Source organism: Spirillospora sp. NPDC052269, assembly GCF_040679435.1.
Taxonomy (GTDB): Bacteria; Actinomycetota; Actinomycetes; order Streptosporangiales; family Streptosporangiaceae; genus Spirillospora.
In genome coordinates, this window is the sequence record NZ_JBFAUU010000032.1 from 53,603 (window position 1) to 75,422 (window position 21,820).

Genomic DNA, 21,820 nt, shown 5'->3' on the forward strand with positions numbered 1-21,820 from the left:
AACCGACGGGTTCATTCCCGCCGGTTTGGCTCCCGGCACGCCATCGGCCTCCGGCCGTCGGGGCGCGGTCCGGGTGACGAAATACCCAGAAAACCGAACGAAATGCTCAGCCGAGCAGGCCGTGGGCGACCACCGCGAGCCGCGCGCAGCAGATCGTCCGGCCGTTCCAGACGCAGACCGAGCCTCGCCTCCACGTTCCGCAGCCGCTTGGCGACGCTCGTGTGATGCAGATGCAGCTCGGCCGCCGCTGACCGCAGCGACCCCCGCGCCCGCCGCCACGACTCGTGCGCCTCCGCCGCCGGCGTCACCGGCCCCGCTCCGAGCAGCACGCCCGCCGGGACCTCGGCGAACGGTCCGCCCTCCAGCGGCCGGGCGAGCGGCCTGGCCCCAGGAGTCTCCGCGCTCGACGCACTCAACATGCTCGACGTGCTCGACTCGGCCTCGGCGGGCAGGCCGCCGCGAGCCAGGACCACACCCACCTCCCCCAGGAGAGCGGCGCGTCCGCCGAGCCCGCGTGCGACCGCCGCCAAATCCTCCGCGGACAGGCCGCCGCGCCTGGGCCCTGCGGCCTCGCGCCCGACCGCGAGGGCACGGAGCGGGATATCGGGCGCGAGGCCCAGAAGGTTCAGCGCTCGGGCGCGGGCGGGTTCGCCGGTCTCCTCCGCGATCACCAACTCGACGAGCGCCGGGTCCGCCATGGTCGCCGGAACGCCACCGCGCTCCCACACGGCCGCCGCGGCCAGCGCGAACCGCTCCAGCAGCACCTCGTCCAGTGGGAGTGGGCCGCCCGGACGCTCCAGCCAGACCGTCCCGACCCGCGCCCCGGCCACCAGGATGGCCTGCATGGACCCCGAACTGCAGGCCTTCCTCCCGATGCTGCCCCGCGTCGACTTCAGCGACGTCCAGGCCGGCCGCGAGATACGCCGCCGCAGGGCCGCCGCCCGGCCCGCCGACCCCGAGATGACGGCCAGGACCCGCATCACCGACGTGGACGAGCCGCGCGTCCGGCTGTACCGGCCCGAGCGCGTGGCGCCCGGCGGGCCCGCGATCCTGTGGATGCACGGCGGCGGGTTCTGCGTCGGAGACCTGGACACCACCCACAACGAGGCGCTGACGCTCGCCGACACCGTCGGGGCCACCGTGGCCTCGGTCGGCTACCGGCTCGCGCCCGAACACCCCTATCCGGCGGCACTGGACGACTGCCATCGGGCGCTCGTCTGGCTCGCCGACCAGGACATCGATCCGGAGAGGATCGCGGTCGCGGGAGTCAGCGCGGGCGGCGGGCTGGCCGCCGCGCTCGCGCTCCGTGTCCGCGACCTGGGCGGCCCCGCGATCCGGTTCCAGGCCCTGCTGATCCCCGAACTGGACGACCGGCTCGGCACCCCGTCCATGCGCGCCTTCACCGACACGCCCAACTGGACGGCCGCCGACGCCGAGACCAGCTGGCGGTACTACCTGGGTGGACGCGAGGACGTGCCGCCGTACGCGGCCCCGGCGCGCGCCGAGGACCTGTCCGGACTGCCGCCCGCCTACATCACGGCCGCCGAGTTCGATCCGCTGCGCGACGAGGCCATCCTCTACGGGACGCGGCTGCTCCAGGCCGGGGTCTCCACGGAGCTGCACGTGTTCCCGGGCGCCTTCCATGGTTCGCAGGCCGTCCCGTCGGGGGTCACGGAACGGCAGAAGCGTGAGACCACGGTGGTGCTGCGCCGCGCGCTCGGGCTCTGACCGCGGATCAGGGGGCGAGCATCTCGGCGGTCAGGTTCGCCTCGGTGCCGGGGATGCCCTGGTCGCCGGCGCGCTTGTCGGCCATGGCGAGCAGACGCCTTATACGGCCCGCGATGGCGTCCTTGGTCAGTGGCGGGTCGGCGAGCTGGCCGAGCTCCTCCAGGGACGCCTGCTTGTGCTCCAGCCGGAGCCGCCCGGCGCTGACCAGGTGCTCGGGGGCGTCGTCGCCGAGGATCTCCAGGGCGCGGCCGACCCGGGCGCCCGCCGCGACCGCCGCGCGGGCGCTGCGGCGCAGGTTGGCGTCGTCGAAGTTGGCCAGGCGGTTGGCGGTGGCCCGGACCTCGCGGCGCATCCGCCGCTCCTCCCAGGCCAGGACGGAGTCGTGCGCGCCGAGCCGGGTGAGCAGCGCGCTGATCGCGTCGCCGTCCCGGACGACCACCCGGTCCACCCCGCGGACTTCACGGGCCTTGGCGTGGATCTTCAACCGGCGGGCCGCGCCGACCAGTGCCAGGGCCGCCTCCGGGCCCGGGCAGGTCACCTCCAGTGACATCGACCGGCCCGGCTCGGTCAGCGAGCCGTGCGCCAGGAACGCCCCCCGCCAGGCCGACTCGGCATCGCAGGCCGCCCCCGCGACCACGTGCCGGGGCAGCCCTCGGACCGGACGGCCGTTGTTGTCGATCAGCCCGGTCTGCCGAGCCAGCGACTCGCCGTCCCGGAACACCCGGACCACGTACCGGTTGCCCTTGCGCAGCCCGGACGGAGCGAGCACCACCACGTCGGAGGTGTGCCCGAACACCTCGGCGATGTCCCGGCGCAGGCGGCGCGCGGCCGCCCCGGTGTCGATCTCGGCCTCGATCACGATGCGCCCGCTCACCAGGTGCAGGCCGCCCGCGAAGCGCAGCAGCGTCGAGACCTCGGCCTTGCGGCAGCACGGCTTGAGCACCTGGAGCCGGCTCAGCTCGTCCTTCACCACGCCGGTCATAGCCATGGATGTACCCCTCCCCCTATCGAACTTCCAGCAGTGTGGCCGATCGCGGCCCGGCCGGACGTCAGTCAGCGAATATCTGTACGAAGGCTTGGGCCAGCAGGGCGGGATCATGACGTGGGGAGCCGTCCGCGGCGGCCACGTCGGCCAGCACCAGGCGTCCGCCGAGATCACCGACGGCCTTCTCCAGGGCGTCCGGCTCGTCCACCACGCCCTTGTCGGCCAGCACCACGTCGACCCGCAGGTCCGGCGCGTGGGCCTGAAGCACCTCGAGATGGTTCTGCGGCGAGAAGTCGTCGGTCTCGCCAGGCTGCGGCGCCAGGTTGAGCGCCACCGCGCGGCGCGCCGACGTCCGCCGCAGCGCGCGCGCCAGTTCCGGCACCTGCAGGTGCGGCAGGACGCTGGTGAACCACGACCCCGGGCCGAAGACCACCCAGTCGGCGTCCTCGATCGCGGCCAGGGCCTCCGGGCACGCGGGGGGATCGGACGGGATCAGCGAGATGCCGACCACCGTGCCCGGCGTCTTCGCGCAGGCGACCTGCCCGCGCACCTGGACGACCTCCTCCGGGCACGCCGGATCGGCGCCGCGCACGTCCGCGACGATGTCGAGCGGCACCGACGCCATCGGCAGGACGCGTCCGTGCGCGCCGAGCAGCCGTCCCACCCAGTCGAGCCCGGCCACGACTCCCGGGCCGCCGACCGCCGCGCCCCCGGCGGACGGCGGCCCGACCGCCGTGGCCCCGGCGGGCAGGCCGCCGGGCATGTCGGGGACGGCCGCCATAGCCCCGGCGGGCAGGCCGCCGGGCGCGTCGGGGACGGCCACGGGGGCCGACTGGCCGAACAGCTCCCAGAGAGCGACGATCAGCAGGTTGCCGACGGCGTGGTCGTGCAGGGCGCCCTCGCTGCGGAAGCGGTGCTGCACCACGTCACGCCAGGTCTGGCCCCATTCGTCGTCGCCGCACAGCGCGGCGAGCGCCATCCGCAGGTCGCCCGGCGGCATGACGCCCAGCTCGCGGCGGAGCCGCCCGCTGGAGCCGCCGTCGTCGGCGACCGTGACCACGGCCGTGAGGTCGTCGGTGACGCGGCGCAGCGCGGACAGCGAGGCGTACAGACCGTGCCCCCCGCCGAGCGCGACGACCTTGGGCCCACGGGGCTTCACGGGTTCGTCAGTCTCCTCGGTCCTCCCGCGCGGGCGCTCACCCGCGCGGCTCACTCGCGGCCGAGGTCGCGATGGGCGACCTGCACCTCGACGCCCTCGTCCCGCAGCCGTGCGGCGATCTGCTCGGCCATGGCCACACTACGGTGTTTGCCACCGGTACATCCCACGGCCAGCGTCACGTAGTGCTTGCCCTCGCGCTCGTACCCGGTCGTGAGCAGGCGCAACACCTCGGTGTAGGCGTCCAGGAACTGCTTGGCGCCGGGCTGGGCGAGGACGTAGTCGCGCACGTCGGCGTCGCGGCCGGTCTTGGGCCGCAGCTCCGGCACCCAGTGCGGATTCGGCAGGAACCGGCAGTCGACGACCAGGTCGGCGTCGACCGGCAGGCCGTACTTGTAGCCGAACGACACGACGGTGGCGCGCAGCCGCGAGTCGCGGCTGCCGTCCCCGAAGAAACCGATGATCTTGTTGCGCAGCTCGTGCACGTTCAGCCCGCTGGTGTCGAGCACCAGGTCGGCCTCGGCGCGCACCTCGCGGACCAGCTCGCGCTCGCGCGCGATGCCGTCGACCAGGCGTCCGTCGCCCTGCAGCGGGTGCGGACGGCGGACGCTCTCGAACCGGCGCACCAGGTCCTCGTCGGCGGCCTCGAGGAACACCACGCGCGGGTGCACGCCGCGCGCCTCCAGCTCGGCGATCGAGGAGTGCAGGTCGGCGGTGAACGCGCGGCTGCGCACGTCCACGACGACGGCGATCCGCGGCACCGCGTCCTTCACCCGGCCGCCGAGGTCGGCCATGGTCGCCAGCAGCCCGGGCGGCAGGTTGTCGACCACGAACCAGTCCAGGTCCTCCAGGGACTTGGCGGCCGTGCTGCGGCCCGCCCCGGACATGCCCGTGACGATCACGATGTCCGGAATGTGAGTCTCGCTGGTCACGTTCTCCCCCTGTTGTCGGCGTCGCCCCTGTGTTCCGTTCCACCGTCCGCCGCCCCCGTGGCGTCCGGCGTCGTCTTCGTTCCCGTGCCCGTGCCTGGGCTGGTGCCGCTGTCCGGCCGCCGCGTCGCGTCGTCGCCCTTGGACGGACGCGCCGCCGCGGCGCCGGGACCGTTCAGCGCCGTGACGATCGTCTCGGCGGTGCGCAGCCCGATGCCGGGCACCTCCGCGACCTGCTCGGGCGTCGCCTCCTTCAGGCGCTTGACCGAGCCGAAGTGCTTCACCAGCGCCGTGCGCCGGGCCGGGCCGAGCCCGGGCACCCCGTCGAGCTCGCTGACGGTCATCGACTTCGACCGCTTCTGGCGGTGGAAGGTGATGGCGAAGCGGTGCGCCTCGTCGCGCACCCGCTGGACCAGGAACATGCTCTCACTGTTGCGCGGCAGGATCACCGGGTCGTCGTCACCGGGAAGCCACAGCTCCTCGAGCCGCTTGGCGATGCCGACCACGGCGATGTCGTCCACGCCGAGCTCGTCCAGCGCCCGCTGCGCGGCCGCGACCTGCGGCGGGCCGCCGTCCACGAGCACCAGGTTCGGCGGGTAGGCGAACCGGCGCGGCTTGCCGGTCTCCGGGTCGATCGGGCCGTGCACGGCGGGCTCGCCCGACTCGGCGGCCTCCGCCTCCTCGTGGCCGTCGCCGAGGACGGCCAGCTCGCCGGTCTTCTCGCTCTCGGCCAGGTAGCGGCGGAACCGGCGGGTGATCACCTCGTGGATGGACCGGACGTCGTCCTGCCCCTCGACGGCCTTGATCGTGAAGCGGCGGTACTCGCCCTTGCGGGCCAGGCCGTCCTCGAACACGACCATGGACGCCACGACGTTGGTGCCCTGCAGGTTCGACACGTCGTAGCACTCGATGCGCAGCGGGGCCTCGTCGAGCTCCAGCGCCTCCTGCAGCTCGCTGAGCGCGCGGCTGCGGGTGGTCAGGTCGCTGGCGCGGCGCGTCTTGTGCTGCTTGAGCGCCTCGTGCGCGTTGCGCTGGACGGTCTCCAGCAGCGCCTTCTTGTCGCCGCGCTGCGGGACGCGCAGCTTCACCGGCCCGCCACGCGCCTCGGCCAGCAGCTCGGTCATGGCCTCGACGTCCGGCGGCAGCGCCGGGACGTACACCTCGCGCGGCACGGCCTCGCTCTCGCCGTAGATCTGGATGAGGAACTGCTCGACCAGGTCGGCGGTGGTGACCGCCTCCACCTTGTCGACCACCCAGCCGCGCTGGCCGCGGATGCGCCCGCCTCGCACGTAGAACACCTGGACGGCGGCCTCCAGCTCGTCCTCGGCGAAGGCGACCATGTCCAGGTCGGTGTCGTCGGCGAGCACCACGGTCTGCTTCTCCAGCGCCCGCTCGAGCGCGCGGATGTCGTCGCGCAGCCGCGCGGCCCGCTCGTACTCCATGGACGTGGCGGCCTCGCGCATGTCGCGCTCGAGGCGCTTGATGTACCGGCCGGTGTTGCCCGCCATGAAGTCGCAGAAGTCCTCGGCGAGGAGGCGGTGCTCCTCGGGGGTGACGCGGCCCACACACGGCGCGGAGCACTTGTCGATGTAGCCGAGCAGGCACGGCCGGTCGAGCTGGTGCTGCCGCTTGAACACCCCGGCCGAGCAGGTGCGGACGGGGAAGACGCGCAGCAGCTGGTCGACGGTCTCGCGGATGGCCCAGGCGTGCGAGTAGGGGCCGAAGTAGCGCACGCCCTTGCGCTTGGCGCCCCGCATGACCTGGACGCGCGGGAACTCCTCGTTGAGGGTGACCGCCAGGTAGGGATAGGACTTGTCGTCCCGGTACTTGACGTTGAACCGGGGGTCGAACTCCTTGATCCAGCTGTACTCGAGCTGGAGGGCCTCGACCTCGGTGGACACGACCGTCCAGTCGACCCGCGAGGCGGTGCGCACCATCGTCTGGGTGCGCGGGTGCAGGGTGGCGAAGTCGGCGAAGTAGGAACTCAGCCGGGAACGCAGGTTCTTGGCCTTGCCCACGTAGATCACCCGGCCGTGTTCGTCGCGGAAGCGATACACGCCGGGTTCGTCGGGGATCGTCCCCGGAGCTGGTCGATAGGTCGCCGGATCTGCCACATGGAAAGCCTAGTCGGCGGCACCGACAATCAGCGCCCCGCGAAGCCCGGCGACGTCCGGCGACGTGACCCGGATCTCGTCCGGACCGGCCCGGACGCCCCGCCGGACGCCCTGCGGACTCCCCCGCCGGGCGGCGTGAGCGGCTCGTGTGGAAGGGACGCTCGCGCCCGCACCGGCGGGGCGGACGCAATCAGGCGAGGGTGATCTTGCCCGCGGAGATCTTGATGGCCTTCTCGACCAGGGCATTTCCTGCCGGGCCCCGCGCGACCCTGCCGTCCTCGATGTGGAACTCGCTGCCGTGGCAGGGGCATCTGATCAGGCCGTTCGCCACCGTGCCGACCGTGCAGCCCTGGTGCGTGCAGACGGCCGTGTACGCGTGGTACTCGCCCGGCTTCGGCTGGACGACGACGACCTTCGGGCCCGGGAAGACCTTGCCGCCGCCCACCGGGATGTCGCTGGTGGCTCCGAGCGCGGTCCCCGCCCCTGGGCCACCGGACTCCGTCATACCGCCATTGTCCGTCGGCGTCTGCGACGGAGTCGCCTTGTCCTTGGACGACGTGCCGCACGCCGCCACCAGCCCGGCGGCTCCCGCGACGCTCACCCCCAGCAGCAGCCCCCGCCTGGCGAGATCGCCGGACGGGGGCTGCTCGGGTGCGTTTCCGATCGTGGTCTGCTCGGGCTCCTGCGGCATGCCGGCCTCCAGTGCGGTTGGGGGGTGTCTCGCCGTCACTGGGAGTACGTATCGCGTTCGGGAGCGGTTCAACCCACGAGATCGTCCGCGGGCCGCCGAGGATCAGGCGACGACGATGCCGTCGCCCTTGACCTGGACGGGATACTCGGCTAGCGGCTTGCTCGCCGGGCCGTGCGCCACCGAGCCGTCCTCGATCTTGAACTCGCTGCCGTGGCACGGGCACTTGACCACGCCGCCGGCCACCCGGTTCGTCAGGCAGCCCTGGTGGGTGCAGATGGCGCTGAACGCCTTGAACACGCCCTGGCTGGGCTGGGTCACCACGACCTTGGTGTCGGCGTAGACCTTGCCGCCGCCGACCGGGACGTCGGCGACCTTGGCGATCTCCTTGCCCTTGAGGTCCCCCTCGGACGCGGCCTTGTTCCTCTTCGGCCCGCAGCCGGTCAGCAGCCCGGCCCCCAGGGCCGCGCCCACGGCGCCCGTCCCGCACAGCACCATCCGGCGCCCGACGGCCCCCTCAGGGGCCTCCCCGCCTCCGGCGACCCGGCTCTCCCGGCCCCCGCTCGTCGCTTCGTCGTTCATGGTCACCCATCATTCCGGACGCGTCGCCGGACCTTGCGGCAGCCCCGCCGCAAGCCGTCCGGAAACAACGAGACCGCGCGCCCGTCCGGAACCGGACAGGCCACGCGGCCTCGGCACAGTCGCCCCGCCGCCGGTCGACTCGAGCCCTCTGAACACGGGCCGTCCTTATCGGGGGCCCGGAAATGCCACAGGCCGCGCGGAGGGTTCCGCGCGGCCTGATGGTGTGCCCGGTCAGTCGAGGATCTTGGCGAGGAAGTGGCCGGTGTGGCTGCCCTCGACCCTCGCGACCTCCTCGGGGGTGCCCGTGGCGACGACGGTGCCGCCTCGGGAGCCGCCCTCGGGGCCCATGTCGATGATCCAGTCGGCGGTCTTGATGACGTCGAGGTTGTGCTCGATGACGATGACCGTGTTGCCCTTGTCGACCAGGCCGTTCAGCACGCCGAGGAGCTTGCGGATGTCCTCGAAGTGCAGGCCGGTGGTCGGCTCGTCCAGCACGTAGATCGTGCGGCCGGTCGAGCGGCGCTGGAGCTCGGAGGCGAGCTTGACGCGCTGCGCCTCGCCGCCGGACAGCGTCGGCGCGGGCTGGCCCAGCCGGACGTAGCCGAGCCCGACGTCCACCAGGGTCTTCAGGTGCCGGTGGATCGCGGTGACCGGCTCGAAGAAGACCGCGGCCTCCTCGATCGGCATGTCCAGCACCTCGGAGATCGTCTTGCCCTTGTAGTGGACCTCCAGGGTCTCCCGGTTGTACCGGGCGCCGTGGCAGACCTCGCAGGGGACGTAGACGTCCGGCAGGAAGTTCATCTCGATCTTGATGGTGCCGTCGCCGGAGCAGTTCTCGCAGCGGCCGCCCTTGACGTTGAAGGAGAACCGGCCCGGCTGGTAGCCGCGCACCTTCGCCTCGGTCGTCTGCGCGAACAGCTTGCGGACGTGGTCGAACACGCCGGTGTAGGTGGCCGGGTTCGACCGCGGGGTGCGGCCGATCGGCGACTGGTCGACGTGCACGACCTTGTCGAGCTGGTCGACGCCGTTGACCCGCTTGTGCTTGCCCGGGACGGTCTTGGCGCCGTGCAGCTGCTTGGCCAGCGAGTTGTACAGGATGTCGTTGACCAGCGTGGACTTGCCCGATCCGGACACGCCGGTGACCGCGGTGAACACGCCCAGCGGGAACGCGACGTCGACGCCCCGCAGGTTGTTCTGCTGCGCGCCCTTGACGGTGATCTCGCGGTTCCTGGTCCGGGGACGGCGGATCTCGGGCACCGCGATCTCGCGGCGGCCGGACAGGTACTGGCCGGTCAGCGAGTCCTCGGACTCCAGCAGCTCCTCGACGGTGCCGGACACGACGATCTTGCCGCCGTGCTCGCCCGCGCGGGGGCCGATGTCGACGACCCAGTCGGCGGCGTTGATGGTGTCCTCGTCGTGCTCGACGACGATCAGCGTGTTGCCCATGTCGCGCAGCCGGAGCAGCGTCTCCAGCAGCCGGTGGTTGTCGCGCTGGTGCAGGCCGATGGACGGCTCGTCCAGCACGTACAGGACGCCGACCAGCCCGGACCCGATCTGGGTGGCGAGCCGGATGCGCTGCGCCTCGCCGCCCGCCAGCGTCGCGGACGCGCGGTCGAGGGTGAGGTAGTCGAGCCCGACGTCCAGCAGGAACCCGAGCCGGGCGTTGATCTCCTTCAGGACGCGCTCGGCGATGTGCCGGTCGCGGTCGTTCAGCTCCATCGCCAGCAGGAACTTGGCGGCCTCGCCGATCGGCATGGCCGAGACCTCGGCGATCGACCTGCCGCCCATCGTCACCGCGAGGACGACCGGCTTGAGCCGCGCGCCGTCGCAGGCCGGGCACGGGATCTCGCGCATGTAGCCCTCGAGCTTCTCGCGCGAGGAGTCGCTCTCGGACTCGGCGTGCCGCCGGTGGATGTAGGGGATCACGCCCTCGTAGGCCGTGTAGTACGAGCGGGTGCGGCCGTACCGGTTCTTGTACCGGACGTGCACCTGCGTCTCGTGGCCGTTCAGGATCGCCCGGCGCGCCTTGAGGGGCAGCTTGCGCCACGGCGTGTTCAGGTCGAAGCCCATGGCGTCGCCGAGCGCGGACAGCAGCCGCAGGAAGTAGTCGCTGACGTGCCCGCCGGACCACGGCTGGATGGCGCCCTCGCCGAGCGCGAGGTCCTCGTCGGGGACGACCAGCTCGGGGTCGACCTCCATGCGGGTGCCGAGGCCGGTGCACTCGGGGCACGCGCCGTAGGGCGAGTTGAAGGAGAACGAGCGGGGCTCCAGCTCCTCGAACGACAGGTCGTCGTAGGGGCAGTAGAGGTGCTCGGAGTACATCCGGGTGCGGTTCTCGTCGTCCTCGGGGAGGTCGACGAAGTCGAGCACGATCGTGCCGCCCGCGAGGCCGAGGGCCGTCTCGACGGAGTCGGCGAGCCGCTGGCGCGCCGAGTCCTTGACCGCGAGCCGGTCCACGATCACGGAGATGTCGTGCTTCTCCTGCTTCTTCAGCGTGGGCGGCTCGTCCAGGCGGATCATCTCGCCGTCGACGAGCGCGCGGGAATAGCCCTTGGACTGCAGCTCGCGGAACAGCTCGAGGTACTCGCCCTTGCGGCCGCGGATGACCGGCGCGAGCACCTGGAAGCGGGTGCCCTCGTCGAGCTCCAGCACCCGGTCGACGATCTGCTGGGGGGCCTGGCGGCTGATCGGACGGCCGCAGATCGGGCAGTGCGGATGCCCGATCCGCGCGTACAGCAGCCGCAGGTAGTCGTAGACCTCGGTGATCGTCCCGACCGTCGACCGCGGGTTCTTGCTGGTCGACTTCTGGTCGATCGAGACCGCCGGGGACAGGCCCTCGATGAAGTCCACGTCGGGCTTGTCCATCTGCCCGAGGAACTGTCGGGCGTAGGCCGACAGCGACTCGACGTACCGGCGCTGGCCCTCGGCGAAGATCGTGTCGAAGGCCAGGCTGGACTTGCCGGACCCGGACAGGCCGGTGAACACGATCATCGCGTCCCGCGGCAGGTCGAGCGAGACGTCCTTCAGGTTGTGCTCGCGTGCTCCTCGCACGATGAGTCGGTCATGCACGGCGTCGATTCCGGTTCCTCTTCTGGGGCGCGGCGATGGGACGGGTTGTCCCCACGGTAGTCAGGGGGTCCGACAGAACGCGGGATCGCGCGGACTCCCCCGTCTTGACAACAGAAAAACGGCCCGCCGAATTTCACCTCGGCCGTCCCGCCCCCACGAGACCTCCGGGCCCGCCCGAACCGTACACGTGTTCGAAGATCTACCGCCACCAGAACGCGCCTGGTCACACAGCGTGTCCGCCAGGCCGGGCCGGGGACGCCCGGGCCGGGCCGGGGCGCGCGGCGCCGCCGGCCCTTGCCGCCCAGGGCCTGCGGCCCCCTCAGGCGTCCCTGCGGGCCCAGACCTCGCGGGTGATCCCCCAGCGCATCCGCGGGCCTTCCTCTGCCGGGGCGTCGCGGACGTGGTCCTCGATGCAGAGCAGCGTGTAGCCGAGCTTGGGCGGGACGGCGGCGCTGCGCTTGTTGGCGATGTCACAGTGAATCTCGACGCGCTCGACGCCGGGCAGGCCGAACGCGACCTCGGTCACCGCCTCGGCCGCCCTCGTCGCGAAGCCACGCCGGGTGTACCCCACGTGCACCCAGTAGCCGATCTCCAGGGCGCCGGGACCGAGGCGGCCGTGGAGGCCGACCGTGCCCGCGATCCCGCCGTCCGGGCCCTCCATCAGGTAGGCGTAGTCGGTGCCGTTCTCCCAGTTCCGGCAGGATTCGGCGGCCCAGGCGCGCTCCCCCTCGAGGGTCTGCGGCTGGGCGGCCCACGGCATCCAGGGGTGGAGGTGGTCGAACGAGTCGTTCAGGGCCTTCACGAGGGCCGGGGCGTCGTCCTCGGTGGCGCGGCGGAGGGTCAGGCCGGGCAGGACGATCCGCTCGGGCGGGCGAACGGCCTGGTCGGACGGGCCGTCCACGGGGTCGGACGGTCCGGAGGGATCGGCGGACGGTTCGGGCGGGCGCTCGGTGCTCATGGACCGATGCTCCTCAACGACGCGGGGCCGCTCCAGTCATTTTTGGCAACCGTGACAAGCTGGCCCAATGGATCTCCAGCCCCGCCCCCTGGATCTTCGCCCGCGCCTGAAGTCGCGCGGCCCGGCACGTCCGGACGCGGTGGCGCTCATCCTGCACGGGGGCCGGGAGTCCAGCCGCGAGCCCGCCACGGCGCGGCAGGGACCCGCGCTGCGCATGGTCCCCTTCGCGATGCACCTGGCCAGCGCCGGACGGCGGCGGGGCCTGGCCGTCTGGTCGCTCGGCTACCGCTACCGGGGCTGGAACGGCGACGAGGCGTCCCCGCTCCCGGACGCCCGGTGGGCGCTGGACGTGATCCGCAAGGCCCATCCGGACATCCCGGTCGTGCTGGTCGGCCACTCGATGGGGGCGCGGACGTCCCTGCGCGTCGCGGACGACCCGCAGGTGGCCGGTGTCGCCGCGCTCGCCCCGTGGGTGCCCCGGGACGAACCGGTCGAGCAGCTCGCGGGCCGCCGCGTCCTGATCATGCACGGGACCGAGGACGGCACCACTCCGTTCCGGGCGTCCGTCCGGTACGCCGACCGGGCGCGTCCGGTGGCCGCCTCACTCGACTTCGTCACGGTGCCGGACGAGGGCCACGCGATGCTCCGCCGCCCCGGCCTCTGGCACCGCCGCACCACCGGCTTCGTCCTGAACGTCCTCACGAAGGCCTGACCGGCGCCGGGGCGGAGCTTTCGGAGCCGCGAGATCCGCACCGCCCGCCTGAGGTTCAATGCGGGCCGCGGCGTGTCAGGATGAGCTTTCCTGAGTTCGCGAGGAGGCGGGATGGGCGGCGTGACGAGCGGATCCGCGCAGGAGCGTGCGGCGATGCTGGCGGCGATCGAGGAAGGCGCGGGCCGGCTCTTGAAGAGCGTGGCCGGGCTCGGCGACGCGGAGCTGCGGGCGGCCTCCGGCCTGCCGGAATGGACGCGCGGGCATGTCGCGACACATGTGGCGCGCAACGCCGATTCGCTGTGGAACCTGCTGGAGTGGGCGCGGACCAGGGAGAAGGTCCCGCAGTACCCGAGTGTCGAGGCGCGTGAGGAGGGAATCCGCGCGGGCGCGGGACGCGGCACGGACGAACTGGTCGACGACCTGCGGACGTCGACGGAGCGGTTCGCCGAGCAGACGCGGGCGCTGCCGGACGACGCCTGGGACTTCCGCGTGCAGGGCGGGATCGGGCCGGAGATGCCCGCCTGGTTCGTCCTGCACCGGCGGTGGCGCGAGATCGAGGTGCACCACGTCGACCTCGCCACCGGATACGGCCCCGCCGACTGGCCCGTGGAGTACGTCCGCGCGGAACTGGGCCACACGCTGCGCGGCCTCGGCGAGGTCGGCCCGGACAGGCGCGGCGGCCTGCAGGGGCTCCGGCTGCGCGCCACCGACACCGGGCAGTCCGCCGACCTCGGCGACGGCCCGGAGGTGACCGGGTCGGCGGCGGCGCTGCTCGCGTGGATCACCGGGCGGTCGGGCGGCTCGGGCCTCACCACCCGTCCGGACGGCGCGCTCCCCACCCCGCCGAGGTGGCCCGTCGACCCGTCCTTCCCGTAGCACCCGCGACCCGCTCGAGGCGGGCGGGCGTGGCGAGCGCGTCCGCCCGCGCGGGGTGGGTCAGCCGGTGTCGGCGAGGTAGCCGTCGGGGTCGTCGCCCGCGAGGCGGTCGAGGACCTCGGGTGAGCGCAGGGTGATCGCGGTGCGGGTGACGACGATGCCGTCGCCGAGGCGCTCGCGGGCGAGCAGTTGCGCGACCTTGCGGCGGCTCATGCCGGCCCAGCGGCCGAGGTCGCGCTGGCAGAGCGGGATGCGGACGACCAGGCCCCCGGTCGCGACCGGGGTGCCGAAGCGCTCGGCGAGGCGGCGCAGCCGGGACGCCAGGCGGCGGCCCGGGGCGTCGGGGTAGTGCGCGGTGCGCAGGTCGTCGGCGTCGCGCAGCTTCTCCGACAGCACCGCGGTGAGCGCCCAGATCGCGGCCGGGTGGCCGGAGAGGACGACGCGGAAGCGGTCGCCGGGCAGCGCGAGCGCCTCGACGCGGCTCAGCGCCTCCACGTTGGCGTACCGCTCGCCGCCGTCGGCGATCTCCATCTCGCCGACCAGGTCGCCGGGGCCCAGGACGTCCAGGATGACGCTCTCGTCGTCCCGGTCCACCCAGACCTTGGCCGCGCCGGAGCGCAGCACGTACACGTTGGTCGAGCGCGTGTGCTCGCGCGCGAGGAAGGCTCCCGGCCTGATCAGCGCCACGGTCCCGGCGTGTTCGAGCGCCTCCTGTGCGTCCCCCGGTAGCGCGTCCCAGAACGCGGCCGGCATCGCTCCCATCTCCTTCCCGCGCGGCCCGGCTGGGGCGGCCGCGCGCACAGGTCTCCCTGACCTAGATAGTGAACGCGCGGCGACCCCCCGAAACCCGGTAATTCGGCACAGAGGGCCCGGGGGCGCGGACGTCACGCCGGTTCCGGGCCCTCCGACTCGAGCCACTGGTCGATCGCGCGGATCCGGCGGGCGCAGTCGGCCGCGCCGGTGTGGTCGCCGAGCGCGGCGAGGGAGGCGCGGCGCCGTACCAGCGCGCGCCGCAGGCCCACGTTGTCGCCCATGTCGCGGCGGATCGTGATCTCCACGTTCAGGTGTCCGGACGCCTCGGCGTGCCGTCCGAGCAGCTGGCAGGCGTGTCCCATGTGGTGCAGGACGCGGGCCTGCTCGCGGGTGTCGCCGAGCTCCTGCGCCAGGTCCAGGCCGCGCCGCCCGGCGGCCAGGGCGTCCTCGGCGTGGCCGAGTTCGAGGTGGATCCGGGAGAGGTGGACGAGCGCGGCGCCCTCGCTGTGCCGGTCGCCGACCTCGCCGAGCACGCGCAGCGCCTCGGTCTGCACCTTGAGCGCCTCCTCGGGCCGTCCGCCCGCGCGCAGGGTCGCGGCGAAGGTGTCCAGGCCGATGCCCATCCCGTAGGAGTCGCCGATCTCGCGGCGGATCGCGAGGGCCTGGCGGGCCGCGCCCTCCGCCTCGTCCGGCAGGCCGAGCATGATGTAGGTGCGGGCGAGGCTGCCGAGCGTCCCGGCCATGTTGCCGCGGGCGCCGAGCCGGTGCCACAGCTCCAGCGCCTCCAGGCCGTGGACGAACGCCTCCTGGTAGCGGTGCAGGCGGCGCATCACGACCGACAGGTTCTCCAGGTCGTGCGCCTCGCCGTGCTGGTCGCCGATCTCGCGGCGGATGTCCAGCGCCCGGCCGAGCCGCTCGCGCGCCTCGCGGTACCGGCCGAGCCGCCAGCACACCACGCCGAGCTGCGCGAGCGTCTCGGCCTCGCCGTGCCGGTCGCCGGTGTCGCGGTGCATGCTCAGCGCCTGCCCGCAGAACGTGAACGCCTCGGCGAACCCGGCGGCGTCGCAGGCGAGCCGTCCGAGCGTGGTGAGCGCGCGCGCCTGCCCGTGCCGGACGCCCAGCTCCCGGTAGATGCCCAGGGCGCGCTCGGCGTCCCGGCGGGCCAGGTCGCGCAGGCCGAGCGTGGCGTACATGCGGGCCAGCTCGGTCAGCGCCTGCGCGGACCCGAACCGGTCGCCGTCCTCCTCGCGCAGGAACAGCGACTCCAGCGCGTTCGCGACCGCGTCGTCGACGACGCCGCGCCTGCGGTGGACGAGCGCGGTGGTCAGCAGCGTCTCGGCGATGCCGCGCCGGTCGCCGAGCCCCTGCCGGATCGCCAGCGCCCGGCGGGCGTGCCCGAGCGCGGTCTCGTAGTCGGCGAGCGCGAGGTGCGCGCGGGCGAGCGTCTCGTGCCCGCGTCCCACACCGCCCTGGTCGTCCAGCTCGCGGTGGATGGACAGGGACCGCCGCGCGTTCTCGATCGCGGTCAGGTAGCGGCCCTGCGCGGCGTGGACGTCGGCGAGCGTCGCGAGCGCCACGGCCTCGCCGTACCGGTTCGGCGGGTCGGCGGAACGGAACGCGCGGCGGGCGTCCTCGCCGTACCCGATCGCCTGGACGGCCCGTCCGACGTCGAAGTGCGCGACGGCCAGGTTGTGCAGCATCACGGCCGCCGCCGCCCAGTTGTCCTCGGCGCGCGCCGCGCCCAGGCCCGCCTGGTGGACGGCGATGTTGTCCTCGCTGTAGCGGCGGAACTCCTGGAAGCCGAACAGCGCGTCCGCCAGTTCCCAGCACGTCCGGTGCAGGCCGAGCCGGGCGGCGAGCTGGACGGCGGCGACGAGCGTCCGCCGCTCGGACTCGAACCAGGCGAGCGCCTGCGCACGCGCCTCCGCCGGGACGGGGTGCGCCGGATCGGGGATGTTCCGCTCGTCCAGGGACGGACGGCGCCGGCGGTCCAGCGCGCGCGCCGCCGAACGCGCCGAGGCCAGGGAGGACGCCAGGAACCGGCGCTGCGCGGCGAACCGGTCGGTGTCGGCGTCCTCGGCGAGGCCGCGCTCGTGCGCGAAGTCACGCAGCAGGTCATGGATCCGGTAGCGGCCGGGCCCGGTCTCGTGCACCAGGAACGCCTGCCGCATCCCCTCCAGCGCCTCCGCGGCCGCGTCGGTCGTGCCGTCCAGCAGGGCGGCGAGGGCGGCGGGCGTGACGTCCGGGCCGGCGGCGAGGCCGAGCATCCGGAACGCGGCCCGGTGGTCGCGGCGCAGGCCCCGGTAGGCCAGGTCGAAGGTGGGCCGCATCGGCGCCGGGTAGGGAGCCCCGGACCGGTCCGCCAGCGTCCGGACGGTCTCGGCGATCGGCACGTCCGGGTTCTCGGCGAGCGCGCCCGCCGCGACCGCGAGCGCCAGCGGCAGGAACCCGCACTCCCGGGACAGCCGCTCCACCGCGCGCCGCTCCTCGCGCGGGCGCGGGTCGCCGGGCCCGAGCACGCCCGAGACCAGGTCGGCCGCCTCGTCCGGGCTCATCTCGCGCAGTTCCAGGACGCGGATGTCGCCGTCGACGCGTCCGTCCTCCCCCGCCAGGTCGGGCATGCGGCGCTGCGCCGTCAGCACGACCAGGCCCGCGTTCACGGCGTCCAGCAGCGGACGGACCTGCCTGGCGCTGGAGGCGTTGTCCAGGATGAGCAGGAGCCGCCGGTCCGCCAGCAGCGACCGGCACTGCGCGGCGAGCTCGAGCTCGGTGCGCGGCAGCTGGTCTCCGGGCACGCCGACCCCGCGCAGCACCTGCCCCATCGCCTCGTCCGGCGTCGCCGGGCCGCGCGTCCCGTTCCGCAGCTCGGTGAAGATGACCCCGTCGGGGAAGCGGTCGGCGACCCGGTGCGCCCAGTGCACCGCCAGCGTCGTCTTCCCCACCCCGGCCATGCCCTGGATCAGCACCGCGCGCGGCCACTGCGACTGCGCGAGCAGCAGGTCGAGTTTGCCGAGGCTGATCGTCCGGCCGGTGAAGAACGGCTTGTCCGGCGGCAGCCGCCTCGGCGGGCCGGACGCGCCGATCCGCACCGGCGCGCGCCGCGCCAGGCCGACGGGACGTCCCGGGTCGGGCTCCGGCGCGTCCTCCCGCTGCGGGACGGCCGGCCACTCGTCCCCCCACGGCGCCGCCTCCCGGCGCAGCGCCTCCGGGTCGAGCAGCGTCAGCGGACGCGGCGTCAGGATCCCCTTCGCCCGCCACCGCCGGTACCACCGCACCAGCGTCTCGCGCGACACGCCCGCCCAGTTCGCCAGGTCCGCCTGGCTCAGCCGGGACGGCACCACGATCCCGTCTTCCCGCCCGCCGGACGGCTGGGTCTCCGGGTCGCCGAAGCGGTGCGCGAGCTCCAGCAGATGATGCGCGAGCCGCTGCGGGTGGTCGGCGACGCGCACGGCGTGCCGCCGCCCGCTGTAGTTCTCCTGGTGCGCGAACGCGTCCATCGCGGCGGCCGCGACCTGCGGATTCGCCGCGAGCAGCCCGCCGAACTGGCGCCGGTCCACGCGCAGCGCCGCCAGGTGGTCGAGCGCGGCGACCGTCCCGCGCTGCGGGTGCCCCCACGGCGCGAGCCCCGCGACCAGGTCCCCCACGCCGAACAGCTCGATGATCGACTCGTCGCCCTCGCCGTTGGCGACGAACTCCTTCGCCAGGATCCGTCCCGTCGTCCGCGACCCCGCGGGGAACAGCACGACGACCGCCGGTGAGGCGACCCCCTGATGGCAGAGCATCCCGCCGGGCGGGACCTCGACCCGCCGCCCCATCGCCCACAGCGCCTGCTGGTCCGACCGGCTGAGCATGCTCCAGAACCCGCCGGGACGCCCCTCGATCGCGCCCACCTCCACCTCCGCCCCCATGGTGCGTCCCTCCGCCGGACCATTCCGCCTCACACGACACGACTCCGATGAGTCCGCTGACTCATTCCACTCGTGCAGGCGCGATAGGGGAAGATGCCTGGTGGAGGAATCCAGGATCGGAGGAGCGATGACCTACACCGGCAACGTCGAGGTCGGCGGACCACCGGACAGCCGTGAACTGCCCGGGCTCACCATCACCAAGGTCGCCGTCGGCCCGTACGACAACAACGCCTACGTCCTGCGCTGCACCACCACGGGCGACCAGCTGCTCATCGACGCGGCCAACGAGCCGTCCCGCCTCCTGTCGATCCTCGGCGACGGCCCGCTGAGCCGCATCGTCACCACCCACCGCCACCAGGACCACTGGCAGGCCCTCAAGGACGTCGTCGACGCCACGGGCGCGCCGGTCACCGCCCACCCGTTCGACGCCGACCCGCTCCCCGTCCCGGTCACCGAGACCGTCCAGGACGGCGACACCATCCAGGTGGGCGATGCCGCGCTGGAGGTCATCCACCTCCGGGGCCATACGCCCGGCTCCATCGCCCTCCTCCACACCGCCCCGGACCGTCCCCACCTGTTCACCGGGGACAGCCTCTTCCCCGGCGGCGTGGGCAACACCTGGGGAGACCCCACCCGCTTCAAGCAGCTCCTGACCGACGTGACCGAGCGCGTCTTCGACCGCCTCCCGGACGAGACCTGGGTCTACCCGGGCCACGGCAAGGACACCACCCTCGGCCGCGAACGCCCCAGCATCCCCACCTGGTGGGAACGCGGCTGGTAACGAAGAACCGGACCTGCGCGACCAGAACGTGCGGGCTACGTCCCCGGTGGTCAGCGCTGGATGTCGGGCTCGTCGATGACGTACATCCAGGTGCCGTCGGGCTGGCGCCGGACCACTTCGACCGAGACGCCCGACCTGGAGTCGGAGCCCACGGTGAAGGTCCAGTCGGACGTGATGAGGGCGAGGTCGTCGCCGCAGGAGAGGATCCGCCGGGCGCGGGAGTCCATCGTCGGGGACGAGGCGAGCATGGTGGCGTAGTGGTCCCGGATGGCCTCGCGGCCGGTGATCGGACCCGTGGACGTGTGGAAGACGGCGTCCTTCTCATAGAGGTCGGCGATCGGCCCGGCGTCGCCGGCGTTGAAACGCTCGGAGAAGATCGGGTTGAGGTCGCGCGGATCGGTCATGACTGGTGCTCCCTTCGAGAACGAGTGCTCGGACGCTACGGGACGTCCGGCGAACGATCTTGTAAGGAGTTCACCTGCCTCACGCAGCCGCAGGGCAGCGCGGCGCGCAGGTACCGGCTCGGGGTGGTGCCGGTGAACTCGCGCAGGTCGCGCGTGAAGTGCGCCTGGTCGAAGTAGCCCGCGTCGAAGGCCGCCTCCTGCCAGCTCCCCTCGGCCCGGACGCGTCGCAGCACCGCTCGGAGCCGCAGCAGCCTCGCCAGGTTCTTGGGCGGCTGGCCGAACGAGCGGCGGAACATCCTGACCAGGTGCTGGGAGCTCCAGCCGACCTCGTCGGCCACCGCTCCCACGGGGACGGTACCGCCGGAGGCGACCAGACGCCGCCACGCCAGGAGGACCCCAGGAGCGGGTGCGGTGCCCGATGTGAGGTGGGTGGTGAGGAGGTCCTGCATCGCGGCGAAGCGCCGGTCCCAGGTGGGGGCCTCACCGACGCGTTCGGCGAGTTCCGCCGCCAGTGCGACGCCGAGCACGTCCGACAGTTTGAGCACCGGGCGGTCCAGTTCCCCCAGACGGGCGCCGAGGAGGCGGTACGCGCCCGGCAGCGTCAGGGTGAGCGATACCCATGCCTCGGGTTTGGGCGTGGTGGGGGCGGCGCTGCGGTGCATCCGTCCGGCCGCGGTGACGAAACCGTCCGATCGGGCGCCGTTCAGGTCGATCACGAGGGACACGGTGGGCTCGGCGGGCACGATCAGGGATCCCGGGGAGGACGCGGTCTCGGTTCCGCTCAATCCGTGCGTCGCCAGCAGGTCCCTGAGTTGGGGGTGGGGCTGGACTGCGACGTACCTCCGGGTGTTTCCGGTTGTGCTGACCGCGATGTCCACGCGTCCGATCATGCCGGAACGGAGTGGGGGCGGAATTCTTCGGCTCGTACGGGGTGAGCTAGGCGGCTGTTCTGGTGGCGAATTGTTGTAGTTCGGCGGTGCACATCATGAGGGTTCGGGTCGGGAGGTGCCGCAGGTAGTGGTCCAGGTCGGCGCCCAGCGCGAACACGTGCACCGGGACACCGGCGGCTCGTCCGGACTCGACGGTTTCGCGCAGAGCGGCCAGGACGGCCGGATGGCGGGTCTGGTAGACGGACGAGACCAGGTGGTTGCCCCGGTCGGCGGCCAGGTAGAACTGGATCAGGTCCTTGGTGCCGACGAACAGTTCGCTGGCCCCGGCGGCGCAGAAGGCGGGGGCCGAGTGGACGGCGGCCGGGGTCTCCACGAAGACGCCCAGCGGTGTGTCGTGTCCCAGGTCGAGGTGCCGGCGTAGGCGCACGAACTCGTCGGGGTCGTTGATGAACGGGACGGCGAAGCCCACCCGGTCCGCGTCCGCGCCGAGGCGCTCGCGAAGGTGGGTGCGCAGCGTCCGGAAGGCGCGCGGGTAGTGGCGTTCGCGGAGCAGCCAGCGCGCGCCGTGACGGCCCATCTCGGGGTTGGGTTCGGCGTCCACGGGGACGCGGACGGTGATCTTGGCGGCATCGTCCGAGCGCAGGTCGAGCAGCCTCATGATCAGGCGCTGGCCGGGCAGGAGCTCGGCCGCCATCGAGCACAGCTCCTCGGCGACGCGTGCGCCGTAGCACTCGGCCTCCCGCGGGCCCGTCCGCAGCGAGTCGATCGGGCTCAGGCCCGCGGAGAAGCAGAGGAACTCCTCGCGGATGAACCAGGAGTTCGCGCGCCGGACGCGCGGTGTGAGGGCGTTCGTCGAGCGGATGTCGGTGGCGTCGGCGATGACCACGCAGATCGACTCGACGTCGCCGAAGGACGCGCTCCGCGGCCCGGCCGGTCCCGTCGCGGGCTCGACGTCGCCGAGGACCACCGACGCGCGGTCGGGCAGCAGGGTGATCTCGCCGACGAGCGCGTCCAGCTCGGACGGTTCGACCCGGAGGACCGGGATTCCGCGCGACCGGCAGAGGGACTGCATGTGGCCGGTCCGTCCGCCCTTCGCGCAGATCACGGCCGAGCTGGCGAGGATGGCCTCGTAGCTCTCGGGGGTGAGCGTGTCGACCACCAGAACGGCGCCGTCCCCCGGATTCCCCGTGCGGTTGCAGAGGCCGCGGACGGTGCGATGGTGCGAGCCGACGAGCATGACCCCTGGAATTTCTCGAGGGTTCGCGGACATGGTTCGAGGCTGGCATT

18 protein-coding genes are annotated in these 21,820 nt (G+C 73.2%); 4 read left to right on the forward strand and 14 right to left on the reverse strand.

All coding sequences use genetic code 11. The features are described from left to right. Window positions 1–11: 11 nt before the first annotated feature. Window positions 12–845, reverse strand: a complete 834-nt coding sequence (locus tag AB0L06_RS41595) for a helix-turn-helix domain-containing protein (RefSeq protein ID WP_500237077.1) — start codon at window positions 843–845, stop codon at window positions 12–14. Here AB0L06_RS41595 and AB0L06_RS41600 point away from each other — a divergent pair. Beyond that, window positions 844–1,728 (forward strand): alpha/beta hydrolase, encoded by an 885-nt coding sequence (locus tag AB0L06_RS41600; RefSeq protein ID WP_500237079.1) that lies wholly within the window; start codon window positions 844–846, stop codon window positions 1,726–1,728. The two genes, AB0L06_RS41595 and AB0L06_RS41600, sit on opposite strands and share 2 nt — an antisense overlap. A gap of 7 nt (window positions 1,729–1,735) precedes the next feature. On the opposite strand, the gene whiA is transcribed toward AB0L06_RS41600, so the two are convergent. From whiA to AB0L06_RS41640, 8 genes are all read right to left on the reverse strand, one after another. Then, entirely contained in the window at window positions 1,736–2,716 is a 981-nt protein-coding gene (gene whiA / locus AB0L06_RS41605) for a DNA-binding protein WhiA (protein ID WP_500237081.1), read from the reverse strand. Between the two features lie 61 nt (window positions 2,717–2,777). Further along, a complete protein-coding gene (locus AB0L06_RS41610) occupies window positions 2,778–3,872 on the reverse strand; it encodes a gluconeogenesis factor YvcK family protein (protein ID WP_500237082.1) in 1,095 nt (364 codons plus the stop codon). Window positions 3,873–3,922: 50 nt separating this feature from the next. After that, window positions 3,923–4,801 carry an RNase adapter RapZ gene (gene rapZ, locus AB0L06_RS41615; protein ID WP_500237084.1) on the reverse strand — a complete coding sequence of 293 codons (879 nt, stop codon included), beginning with the start codon at window positions 4,799–4,801 and terminating at the stop codon, window positions 3,923–3,925. After that, entirely contained in the window at window positions 4,798–6,912 is a 2,115-nt protein-coding gene (gene uvrC, locus AB0L06_RS41620; protein ID WP_500237086.1) for an excinuclease ABC subunit UvrC, read from the reverse strand. Before uvrC ends, rapZ begins: the two co-directional genes overlap by 4 nt. A 190-nt stretch (window positions 6,913–7,102) precedes the next feature. Next, on the reverse strand, window positions 7,103–7,603 hold the full coding sequence (locus AB0L06_RS41625) for a Rieske (2Fe-2S) protein (RefSeq protein ID WP_500237087.1): 501 nt from the start codon (window positions 7,601–7,603) through the stop codon (window positions 7,103–7,105). Between the two features lie 102 nt (window positions 7,604–7,705). Continuing rightward, window positions 7,706–8,182, reverse strand: coding sequence for a Rieske (2Fe-2S) protein (locus tag AB0L06_RS41630; protein WP_500237088.1), 477 nt, complete (start codon window positions 8,180–8,182; stop codon window positions 7,706–7,708). A 231-nt stretch (window positions 8,183–8,413) separates the two neighbouring features. After that, entirely contained in the window at window positions 8,414–11,251 is a 2,838-nt protein-coding gene (gene uvrA / locus AB0L06_RS41635) for an excinuclease ABC subunit UvrA (RefSeq protein WP_500237090.1), read from the reverse strand. A gap of 319 nt (window positions 11,252–11,570) precedes the next feature. Further along, complete coding sequence (locus AB0L06_RS41640; RefSeq protein WP_500237091.1) at window positions 11,571–12,209, reverse strand: GNAT family N-acetyltransferase; 639 nt, start codon at window positions 12,207–12,209, stop codon at window positions 11,571–11,573. Between the two features lie 67 nt (window positions 12,210–12,276). Here AB0L06_RS41640 and AB0L06_RS41645 point away from each other — a divergent pair, with 67 nt between their 5' ends. Next, window positions 12,277–12,921, forward strand: coding sequence for an alpha/beta hydrolase (locus tag AB0L06_RS41645; RefSeq protein WP_500237092.1), 645 nt, complete (start codon window positions 12,277–12,279; stop codon window positions 12,919–12,921). A gap of 111 nt (window positions 12,922–13,032) precedes the next feature. After that, complete coding sequence (locus AB0L06_RS41650; protein ID WP_500237094.1) at window positions 13,033–13,797, forward strand: maleylpyruvate isomerase family mycothiol-dependent enzyme; 765 nt, start codon at window positions 13,033–13,035, stop codon at window positions 13,795–13,797. Between the two features lie 60 nt (window positions 13,798–13,857). Here the strand turns inward: AB0L06_RS41650 and AB0L06_RS41655 are convergent, their stop codons facing one another. Together AB0L06_RS41655 and AB0L06_RS41660 are read right to left on the reverse strand one after the other, a co-directional pair. After that, window positions 13,858–14,559 carry a Crp/Fnr family transcriptional regulator gene (locus tag AB0L06_RS41655; RefSeq protein ID WP_500237095.1) on the reverse strand — a complete coding sequence of 234 codons (702 nt, stop codon included), beginning with the start codon at window positions 14,557–14,559 and terminating at the stop codon, window positions 13,858–13,860. A gap of 122 nt (window positions 14,560–14,681) precedes the next feature. Continuing rightward, window positions 14,682–18,458 carry a tetratricopeptide repeat protein gene (locus AB0L06_RS41660; RefSeq protein WP_500237097.1) on the reverse strand — a complete coding sequence of 1,259 codons (3,777 nt, stop codon included), beginning with the start codon at window positions 18,456–18,458 and terminating at the stop codon, window positions 14,682–14,684. A gap of 127 nt (window positions 18,459–18,585) precedes the next feature. Between AB0L06_RS41660 and AB0L06_RS41665 the strand changes: the two genes are divergently transcribed. Then, window positions 18,586–19,239, forward strand: a complete 654-nt coding sequence (locus AB0L06_RS41665) for an MBL fold metallo-hydrolase (protein WP_500237098.1) — start codon at window positions 18,586–18,588, stop codon at window positions 19,237–19,239. Between the two features lie 50 nt (window positions 19,240–19,289). On the opposite strand, the gene AB0L06_RS41670 is transcribed toward AB0L06_RS41665, so the two are convergent. From AB0L06_RS41670 to AB0L06_RS41680, 3 genes are read right to left on the reverse strand one after another with little or no spacing between them, the layout of a single operon-like run. Then, window positions 19,290–19,643 carry a YybH family protein gene (locus AB0L06_RS41670; protein ID WP_500237099.1) on the reverse strand — a complete coding sequence of 118 codons (354 nt, stop codon included), beginning with the start codon at window positions 19,641–19,643 and terminating at the stop codon, window positions 19,290–19,292. A gap of 35 nt (window positions 19,644–19,678) precedes the next feature. Beyond that, on the reverse strand, window positions 19,679–20,533 hold the full coding sequence (locus tag AB0L06_RS41675) for a helix-turn-helix domain-containing protein (RefSeq protein ID WP_500237101.1): 855 nt from the start codon (window positions 20,531–20,533) through the stop codon (window positions 19,679–19,681). Window positions 20,534–20,579: 46 nt separating this feature from the next. Beyond that, on the reverse strand, window positions 20,580–21,803 hold the full coding sequence (locus tag AB0L06_RS41680) for a putative PEP-binding protein (RefSeq protein ID WP_500237102.1): 1,224 nt from the start codon (window positions 21,801–21,803) through the stop codon (window positions 20,580–20,582). Window positions 21,804–21,820 lie beyond the last annotated feature (17 nt).

Bases quoted from the DNA above. Each gene is read 5' to 3' on its own strand.
- AB0L06_RS41660 (WP_500237097.1), bottom strand. From the start codon at position 18,458: ATGGGGGCGGAGGTGGAGGTGGGCGCGATCGAGGGGCGTCCCGGCGGG.
- AB0L06_RS41625 (WP_500237087.1), bottom strand. From the start codon at position 7,603: ATGCCGCAGGAGCCCGAGCAGACCACGATCGGAAACGCACCCGAGCAG.
- AB0L06_RS41670 (WP_500237099.1), bottom strand. From the start codon at position 19,643: ATGACCGATCCGCGCGACCTCAACCCGATCTTCTCCGAGCGTTTCAAC.
- whiA (WP_500237081.1), bottom strand. From the start codon at position 2,716: ATGGCTATGACCGGCGTGGTGAAGGACGAGCTGAGCCGGCTCCAGGTG.
- AB0L06_RS41640 (WP_500237091.1), bottom strand. From the start codon at position 12,209: ATGAGCACCGAGCGCCCGCCCGAACCGTCCGCCGATCCCTCCGGACCG.
- AB0L06_RS41595 (WP_500237077.1), bottom strand. From the start codon at position 845: ATGCAGGCCATCCTGGTGGCCGGGGCGCGGGTCGGGACGGTCTGGCTG.
- AB0L06_RS41600 (WP_500237079.1), top strand. From the start codon at position 844: ATGGACCCCGAACTGCAGGCCTTCCTCCCGATGCTGCCCCGCGTCGAC.
- AB0L06_RS41655 (WP_500237095.1), bottom strand. From the start codon at position 14,559: ATGGGAGCGATGCCGGCCGCGTTCTGGGACGCGCTACCGGGGGACGCA.
- AB0L06_RS41650 (WP_500237094.1), top strand. From the start codon at position 13,033: ATGGGCGGCGTGACGAGCGGATCCGCGCAGGAGCGTGCGGCGATGCTG.
- AB0L06_RS41675 (WP_500237101.1), bottom strand. From the start codon at position 20,533: ATGATCGGACGCGTGGACATCGCGGTCAGCACAACCGGAAACACCCGG.
- AB0L06_RS41645 (WP_500237092.1), top strand. From the start codon at position 12,277: ATGGATCTCCAGCCCCGCCCCCTGGATCTTCGCCCGCGCCTGAAGTCG.
- AB0L06_RS41680 (WP_500237102.1), bottom strand. From the start codon at position 21,803: ATGTCCGCGAACCCTCGAGAAATTCCAGGGGTCATGCTCGTCGGCTCG.
- AB0L06_RS41665 (WP_500237098.1), top strand. From the start codon at position 18,586: ATGACCTACACCGGCAACGTCGAGGTCGGCGGACCACCGGACAGCCGT.
- AB0L06_RS41630 (WP_500237088.1), bottom strand. From the start codon at position 8,182: ATGAACGACGAAGCGACGAGCGGGGGCCGGGAGAGCCGGGTCGCCGGA.